Source organism: Candidatus Frankia nodulisporulans, assembly GCF_902806475.1.
Classification (GTDB): Bacteria; Actinomycetota; Actinomycetes; order Frankiales; family Frankiaceae; genus Frankia; species Frankia umida.
In genome coordinates, this window is the sequence record NZ_CADCWS010000203.1 from 1 (window position 1) to 7,724 (window position 7,724).

The following is a 7,724-nucleotide window of genomic DNA, read 5'->3' on the forward strand; positions in this document are numbered from 1 at the left end:
CTCTGCTATTTTCTCGCCGCTTTCAAAGTCTTTTATAGTGGCTTTCAGGAAGTCTAGCCCGCGGTCGTCGGGGCAGCTGGCGGTGCCTGCTGCCGTTGTCCGCAGATGTTGCCCTGATGGATATCATGGCATTATCGCGCCGGCTTCGTTCCGGTCCCGTGTCCGCCTCCGACGCGGGTATACCCCGGCCAGCCGAGTGTGACGACAGTTCCCGGAATCACGCGCTTTCTGGTCGAGCGGCCGGTGCCTTCCCCGGCTGCCGCCGGCAGGGGAGGGGGTGGGCTGCCGTGCCGTCCTCGCACCGTGCCGTACACGCACCGTGTCGCCGTGTCGCCGTGCTTCGCCGGGTCGCGCTGGCCCGCTGCCCACGGATGCTCAGGGACGGCGTACCGGGTCGAGCCGCGGGGGTGGACGGCAGGAGTGATCGAGGCGCCGCCGTCGATGCTACGCTGACTAAACGTTGACAGAGTTTACACCCTCCGTAACTATTTGGATGATCATGACGGATGTGTGGACGACCCCCGAGTACATGCGGCGGACGCTGTTCGGGCCCGGTCAGGAGCTCCTCGAAGCTCAGCGGGAGGGGCGGCTGCTTCCGGTGACCACCCCCTTCGGGCTGAACGCGCGGATCGTGACCCGCTACGACGAGGTCCGCGCCATCCTCGGAGACGCCGACCGGTTCGGCAGCTTCGCCGGTGGTTTCCTCGCGTCCCCGGTCAGTGCCACCGATGCCACCGCCGCCGCCCGTGCCGCGAGGGCCACTGGCGTCGCGAGTGCCACTGGTACCGCCGAGGGCGTGGAGGGAACGGCTGCCGCCGGTGGCCCGCACGCGGGCACCCTGGCTGACCTTCGGGCCGGCAACCTGCTCGTCCTCGATCCACCCGACCACACCCGGTTGCGCCGCATGCTCACCCCGGAGTTCACCGGCGCCCGGATGCGGCGGCTCCAGGCGCGGGTCACCGAGATCATCGAGGATGCCCTCGACGACGTCGAGCGGGCCGGACGTCCCGTGGATCTGGTGCCCACCTTCGCGCTCGCGGTGCCGTCCCTGGTGATCTGCGAGCTGCTCGGCGTGCCCTACGCCGACCGGGACGCCTTCCACCAGCGCACCGCCCGTCAGATCGACGTGACCCTGCCCGTCGACGAGCGGTTCGCGGTGGTGGCCGAGAGCCGGGCCTACATGGCCACCCTGGTCGACCGGGCTCGCCGTGAGCCGGGGGAGGACACCCTGGGCATGCTGGTCCGTGAACATGGCGACGAGCTGAGCACCGCCGAACTGGTCGGCGTCGCGAACCTGCTGCTGATCGCCGGGCACGAGACGACCGCGAACATGTTCGCCCTCGGCACGCTGGCGCTGCTGCGCCACCCCGAGCAGCTCGCCGCCGTGCGTGACGATCCCGCGATGACCCTGCCGGCGGTGGAGGAACTGCTGCGCTGGCTGTCGATCGTGCACGCCGCCGTCCCGCGTACCGCTCGCGACGCGGGTGCGACGTTCGGCGGACGGGAGGTGGCGCCCGAAGACCACCTCGTGGTTTCGCTGCCCGCGGCCAACCGGGACCCGGCCTTCATCGACGATCCCGACCGCCTCGACATCACCCGGGGAGCCATCGGTCATGTCGCCTTTGGTTTCGGTCGCCACCACTGCCTCGGTGCGCCGCTGGCCCGGATGGAGCTGCGCATCGGCCTGCCGGCGTTGTTGCGCCGTTTCCCCGACCTCGCGCTCGCCATACCCTTCGAGGAGGTGGTTTTCCGGACCGACACCGTCGTATACGGTCTGCAAAGCCTTCCGGTGACATTCTGACGGAACCCGGCTGTTCCTCGGGCGCCCGACTGTTCTTCGGACGTATCGCAGACGCACCCGATTTCGCGTACGGCGGAAGGTGGACGGCGGGGTGCGACAGTGGGTGCCGTGCGTCACATGGGCATCTGGTGGTGGGTGGTGCGCCGGGGCGTGCGGGGTGGTGGGAGCGGTGCGGCATCGGCCGCGGCCATGGGAATGTGACGGCCGCTACGTGGAACGGCAATAGCGGGGGAACATCGTGTGACCGCGGTTACCGTCCAGGCCGGATTGTGAGCGCCATTACTGTGGGCCAGCTCATATAGGTCGACGAATGCGACGGACTGCAGTCCACATCACGTTGTCCGGTCACCCCGTAGTGGTCCTTCCGGGTGCAGAATGATGGTGGGAGATGACAGTGGCCCGTCCTCCCCGGTTGTGACTGAAGGAGTTTCTTATGAGCGCCCACCAGAATTCCGCTTTCTCGCTGCGGGATGCGTTCGCCGCGTTCCGTGCCCAGCGTGCCCAGCGCCGTGAGATCGCACTGCTGTTCGCAGACCCCGACCTTTCGCCGTCCGCCCGCCAGGAGATGGCCACGATCGTCCTGCGCGCCAACAGCGAGCAGGCCGCCCAGATCGCGGTTCCGGCGCAGCGGAGCGGGGCGCAGCGGAGCAGCAAGCCCGGCCTGCGTGTCCTCCAGGGAGCCGCTGGCTCCCGCTGACACCAGCGCGTTGGCCCGAGATCGGGGCCACTTCCGGGGTCCCGCCGTGAAGGCGGCCAGCCCCGACTGGCAACGGGTGGAATCAGCCGGCGCGGCCGCGATGGGCCGTGCCGGCCAGATGTCTCGGCGCGTTGGCGCCAGGGCGCCCCGCGATGCGAGGATGCCCGGCATGACGACGGTTGAACGGTTCGAGGTACAGCGCACGGTCGCGGCGACGCCCGACGTGATTTTCGCGGTGCTGACCGATCCGGCGGGACACGTCGCGATCGACAGTTCAGGAATGTTGCAGTCCACCGAGGGGCAGCGCGTGGCCCAGGTGGGTGACACCTTTGTCGTCCACATGGACCGGGAGTCGCTCAACGACTATCCCCTCGGCAAGTACGACGTCACGGTGAAGATCACCAAGTTCGAGTCGGACGCCCTCCTCGAGTGGACGATCGGCGGCGGGATCGTCGACCCACCGCTGCGGCACCTGTACGGCTACCAGCTGCGGCCCGTCGAGTCCGGCACCCTGGTCACGTCGTACTACGACTGGAGCGAGATCGACGAGGCGTATCGGGGGAAAGGGATCTTCCCGGTGATCCCCGAGGCGGGCCTGCGGGCGACGCTGGGCATCCTGGCCCGCACCGTCGAGCAGCCCGCGCACATCAGGGCGCCCCGGTAGCGCCCGCCGCGATAGCACTGTGGCTGTGCAGCCCCTTCCGGTCGTCCTCGTGTACCGAAACCAGCCCGAGCGGCTGGTGGACACGATCGACGCCTTTCGCGCCCAGGACGTCCCCGTCGTCATCACCCTCGTCGACAACGGCTCGGCGACGGTGCCGCCGGTCGAGGCCGACGATGTCACGGTGGTGCCCGCCGGCGGCAACGTGGGATTCGGCCCGGCCGCGAACATCGGCTACCGCCGGTTCCTCGAGGACCCGACCGCCGGTGAGTGGGTGGTCCTGGCGCCCCACGACGCGCTGCCCGCGCCGAACTGCCTCAGTGGCATCCTGGCCGCCCTCGCCCAACGGCCGCGGGCGGGCTTGGCCTGCGCCGATGTGGGCGACGGCGCCACACCGGTCATTGACCCGTACTTCGGTGGCATCCTCATCCCGGCGCGTGTCCACGAGGGCTGGGAGCCCGCCGGCCACCCGCACGGCACGCTGATGTTCGCCCGCCGCGCCTGCCTCGACGAGATCGGTGTCTTCGACGAGCGCTACTTCGCCTACTGCGAGGAGGCCGACCTCGCGCTGCGTGCCCGCGACGCCGGCTGGGAATGCGGCCTTGTCCGGGGCGCGATGGTGAAGAACCCACACATCAGCTCGACCTCCGCGGCCATCGACTACCTGCAGCTGCGCAACACCCTGCTGCTGGTCCGGGATCACTCGGGTCGCTACCACACGTTCATCCGCTTCTGTATCGCCCTGTGGCAGCTCGCCGCCGGTGCGGTGGCCCCATCCCGCCGCGGCCCCTACTGGCATCCCAGAGGACGCCTGCGGGGGCTCGTCGACTTCGTCCGCGGACGCTTCGGCCCGCCGCCCGCCGACCTGCTCCCCGACCACTGAGTCGCCGAGCCGCGCGACCGCCGTTTCGAATCTCGTCGGACGTTGGCGTGTTAAAGTCGACATGACGGGCACGCTGTGAACCATGCCGGCGCAACGGCCGCCGGTTGGACGACAGACAGCTCGAGGAGGTCACGATGAAGATGCTGCGCAGGCTCCGCGGTGAGGCCCGGCATGACGTGAACGCGGCCGACCGGTCGGCTGCCCGAGGTCTCCGACGTCTGCGTCGGCGCTCGCGTAACCGCTCGACGGCCGGCGCCCGCTACTGACTTTCGCTGACGATATGCCACGACCGCTGCCCGCTGAGCCTTTCGGCCCGGCGGGCAGCGGTCTTTTTCCAGTGCTCGCCAGGACGCCCGGTTCGCCGCGACCACCGGAACAATCACACAGTCGGATTCGGGATGGTCGGACCACGTCCTGGCGACCATTGACGTGAGCATGGCAGGTCCGAGGCCGCGCCCGGTCTGGCCGCGGTCGCCGATGAGATAGTCGAGGCTCATCGCGCCCACAGGCACCTCGATGACTGGTCTCAACTCGTCGAGGTACTCCGAGTAGTCGATCAGACGACATCGTTGCACCAGGCCGAACGGCTGATCGTCCAGCAGCGCGAGGAAGTCCTGTGCGGGCTCCTCGCCGCGGGCCGTCGGGCCGAAGTCGCGCCGGACGGCCTCGGGCGTGGTCTCGTGGTTCCACCAGCGGGCGACGTGCGGTTGCTCCAGCCACGTCCCCAACAACGGAAAGTCGTCTTCCGTAACCCGGCGCCACCCGATCATCTGACTCCCGTCCATCCCCGCCCGGGCCCCGGTCGCTCACTTCCCGAAGCCAGAACCATTCTTGCCCCCACGGCGGCAAATATGCATCATGCATATCCGAGGCTTTCGGAAAAGGTGTCACGAACCGCGGCCATGGTTTCGAGGCGTGGCGCCGCGTCTCATGGGCACGTCGGCGGAACCCGCGGTGGCGAGAACGCTGGTCTTCCGCTCGGCCCCGCTGTCGGGCGCCTCGTTGGCCGAACCGATGCTCCGCCGCGCGAGGGCGTGAGGCGGGAGGTCAGCCCGGACGATCTCGGTGGTTGTGGCTCTGTGTGGCAATGCGAACACTTTTTGTGTACCCCGGGGGAGATTCGTACAGCATCTACGCAGAACCGAGCGAAGTCACGCCTGGTGGTTTCGGCCCGTGTACCTGCACCTATCACTCCCAGTGACGGAGTCCAGTCGGCAGTGGCGCGGGCGCTGACCAAGGTGGATGCCTGATGGCCGGGGGTAATACGGCCGTGGTGGCCGGTCCGGCTGTGGTGCCGTCGGCGGCGGGACGAGACCCAGTGGCCACCCTGGTCGCCGTGATCATGGTTGTGGTCGTCGGTCTGACCTTCGCTTTCGGGTTCGGCAATGTGTTCCAGCTCGGGCTGCGTCTGGGAGTGCCGATCTGGGTCGCGCCGCTGGTGGCCCCGGCCGTCGACTTGTCCGTGGTGGGCCTTTTGCTGGGGACCCGGCAGCTTGCGGTGCAAGGCGCGCCGCCCGAGCTGCTGCATCCAGCACAGCGACTACTGATATTCTCCAGCGTGGTCACACTGACGCTCAACGTAGCAGAGCCGGTGATCGCGGGAGACTACGGAAAGGCTGCGTTCGACGCGGTCGGGCCAGCTTTGCTGATCGGCTGGTCCGAGGTGGGCCCGGGGCTGTTGCGCGCGATGCGCCACCCCACCACCTTCCACCCCGTCGTCCTTCCACCCCGTCGTCCCAGACCAGCCAGCAGACACCGACGGGGCAACGGTGGCCACCACCGTGTCGGCGCCAACCAGAGGCGAGAGCCCCCAGGCCGAGGCGGCGGCAGGTCCGGCGCAGCGCGCTCCCGGCCGGCCGAGCACTGTGGTACTCGACGGCTCGCTACTGGAGCGCGCGCGGCGCGAGGACGCCCGCTACTGGGCAGAGCACCGCCGTCCAATCTCCTCGGACGAGCTGCGCAAACGACTCAAGGTCGGCTCGAAGCGGGCGCGGGCCCTGGTTGCGCAGCTACGCACCGAGGCATACCGGGTGCTGGAAGAACACGCTCCCAACGCCGGCGTATCCGAGGGCGGCACGGCCGCGACCGTGCCGGAAGCTGACGACAGCGCCGCGGACAGGTCGCCAGCGGTGGTCGTGTTGGACGACGTCGACATGGTTGATCTCGGACCGGTCAAGCCGGCCGGGACAGGCACTCTGGCCGCCGTCGGATGAGGGCCCCGTCCCGATGACGGGATCGGCGTGCCGTCCCGAATGCTGGCCGGAATGTCCTGGTGCGGACGCGTCAGCCCACCCACTCCCGGCCTGGCATCCGCCCGTTCTTCCTGCCTGCTCGTCGACCTCCCCCTGCCCGATGACCCTCTTGGGAGCTCTCTCCGCGTGATCACGAACCCTCCGGAGCAGACCTACCTCGGCCGCCGCGCCTACGCCCGACCCCACCGCGCGCGTCGTCTCCAGCGGAGAACACCGGCTTTGGCTGGCTCACCCCCCACTACGAAGGACCAGCGGGTCGCACGCTTGATCCACGACCCATCAGATCGTCGAACTCGGCTGGACTACTCGCCGATCGGCGAACACCCGCCCGCTGGAGCTCTACCGCCGGCGGGTTCCTGATCATTACCAACCGCTCGCGGTCAGCGGCCTCTCGCCCATGCACTATGTCCTCGACGTCGCCGGCGCCGCCGTCCTCGCACACAAGGACGGCCTGGCCCCGAAGAAGATCGGCTATCAGCAGGACCGTGCCATGGGTATCGCCCACTCACTGCACCTGGCCCACCGGATCGCGGTCAGCGGAATATTCACCCGGCTGGTCCATCACGCCCGCCAGCCCGAGGTCACCGGCCGGCTCGCGGCCGGTGACCGGAGGAACGCTGCGCCCACCCGTTCGGGGACATCGTCCAGCCCAACGCGCACGGCCGGTGGGCGCAGGACCGCGCCGAGGTCGAATGGTTCCTCGAACCGGATTTCGGCACCGAAGCGCTCCACCGCCTCACCTTCAAGATCGACGCCTACGGCCGACTCGCCAAAACGATCAGGATCGACACGCCGCTCCTGATCTGGACTACCACCCGGCGCCGCGAAGCCCACCTCCGTGAGGTCCTTACTGAGGCGCTGCGCAACCTGGATAACCCGACGCGGGCGCCGGTCTCGACGACAGCCGCAGACCTCGCCGAACCTATGAGCATCTGGACGCCACCCTGACCCGCTGGCATCCCCTCACCCCGGGCACCACCCGCCGTCTCAGCCTCCAGCTGGCCGGCCTCCGACCTCCCACCGCCAACCCTGACCGGCAGCTCCGCAACCGACAGTGACATCGGGCGTCCGACACGGCTCCATCCGCCCCAGCCAGGGCCACCCACAGGTACCGATACCCAGACGCCCGAAGGGTCCTGCCAAGCAGGCAGCGTGCCAGCCGGCAGGACCCCCCGGCAGGACCCCCCGGCTCGGCCGGGCATGGCTGCCGCGACCACCATGCATCGCGTCCGCGACCGCGTACACGGTCGTCACGTCCAGTTGCGATCCCTCAAAGGGATATGACGACCCCGTTGGCGGTGGCGGCGTCGACGAGGCGGTCACGGAGTTGCGATCCCTAAAATGGATATGACGGCCCCGCACACCAGGAGGCTTATGCAGAACTCATGGAATAGAAATAGAGTGCCCGGATCGCGGAGAATGCTGTGGGT

Annotated in this window: 7 protein-coding genes and 1 pseudogene; 7 read left to right on the forward strand and 1 reads right to left on the reverse strand. The window is 68.8% G+C overall.

Annotation, left to right across the window (positions count from 1 at the left end):
• Positions 1-499: 499 nt before the first annotated feature.
• The 4 genes from G6R24_RS15990 to G6R24_RS16005 all read left to right on the forward strand — a co-directional run bounded on the left by G6R24_RS15990 (position 500) and on the right by G6R24_RS16005 (position 4,042).
• Positions 500-1,801, forward strand: a complete 1,302-nt coding sequence (locus G6R24_RS15990; RefSeq protein ID WP_163550044.1) for a cytochrome P450 — start codon at positions 500-502, stop codon at positions 1,799-1,801.
• A gap of 433 nt (positions 1,802-2,234) precedes the next feature.
• Entirely contained in the window at positions 2,235-2,498 is a 264-nt protein-coding gene (locus G6R24_RS15995) for a hypothetical protein (protein ID WP_163550045.1), read from the forward strand.
• A 46-nt stretch (positions 2,499-2,544) separates the two neighbouring features.
• The gene (locus G6R24_RS16000) at positions 2,545-3,162 is read left to right on the forward strand and encodes an SRPBCC family protein (protein ID WP_225438601.1); all 618 of its coding nucleotides are present in this window, start codon (positions 2,545-2,547) and stop codon (positions 3,160-3,162) included.
• Between the two features lie 25 nt (positions 3,163-3,187).
• Positions 3,188-4,042, forward strand: coding sequence for a glycosyltransferase (locus G6R24_RS16005; protein ID WP_163550048.1), 855 nt, complete (start codon positions 3,188-3,190; stop codon positions 4,040-4,042).
• A gap of 50 nt (positions 4,043-4,092) precedes the next feature.
• Here the strand turns inward: G6R24_RS16005 and G6R24_RS24585 are convergent, their stop codons facing one another.
• Positions 4,093-4,812, reverse strand: a complete 720-nt coding sequence (locus G6R24_RS24585; protein WP_163550046.1) for a GNAT family N-acetyltransferase — start codon at positions 4,810-4,812, stop codon at positions 4,093-4,095.
• Positions 4,813-5,811: 999 nt separating this feature from the next.
• On the opposite strand from G6R24_RS24585, the gene G6R24_RS21705 reads away from it, so the two are divergent.
• From G6R24_RS21705 to G6R24_RS23405, 3 genes and pseudogenes are all read left to right on the forward strand, one after another.
• Complete coding sequence (locus G6R24_RS21705) at positions 5,812-6,255, forward strand: hypothetical protein (protein ID WP_192029154.1); 444 nt, start codon at positions 5,812-5,814, stop codon at positions 6,253-6,255.
• Between the two features lie 370 nt (positions 6,256-6,625).
• Positions 6,626-6,814: pseudogene (locus G6R24_RS23400) on the forward strand (replication-relaxation family protein); the annotation flags it as partial.
• Between the two features lie 119 nt (positions 6,815-6,933).
• Positions 6,934-7,242: a replication-relaxation family protein gene (locus tag G6R24_RS23405; protein ID WP_263864071.1), complete on the forward strand. Its 309-nt coding sequence runs from the start codon at positions 6,934-6,936 to the stop codon at positions 7,240-7,242.
• Positions 7,243-7,724 lie beyond the last annotated feature (482 nt).

What these genes read in the sequence shown, in the direction of transcription:
- G6R24_RS15990 (WP_163550044.1), top strand. Translation starts at nt 500, where the DNA reads ATGACGGATGTGTGGACGACCCCCGAGTACATGCGGCGGACGCTGTTC.
- G6R24_RS15995 (WP_163550045.1), top strand. Translation starts at nt 2,235, where the DNA reads ATGAGCGCCCACCAGAATTCCGCTTTCTCGCTGCGGGATGCGTTCGCC.
- G6R24_RS24585 (WP_163550046.1), bottom strand. Translation starts at nt 4,812, where the DNA reads ATGATCGGGTGGCGCCGGGTTACGGAAGACGACTTTCCGTTGTTGGGG.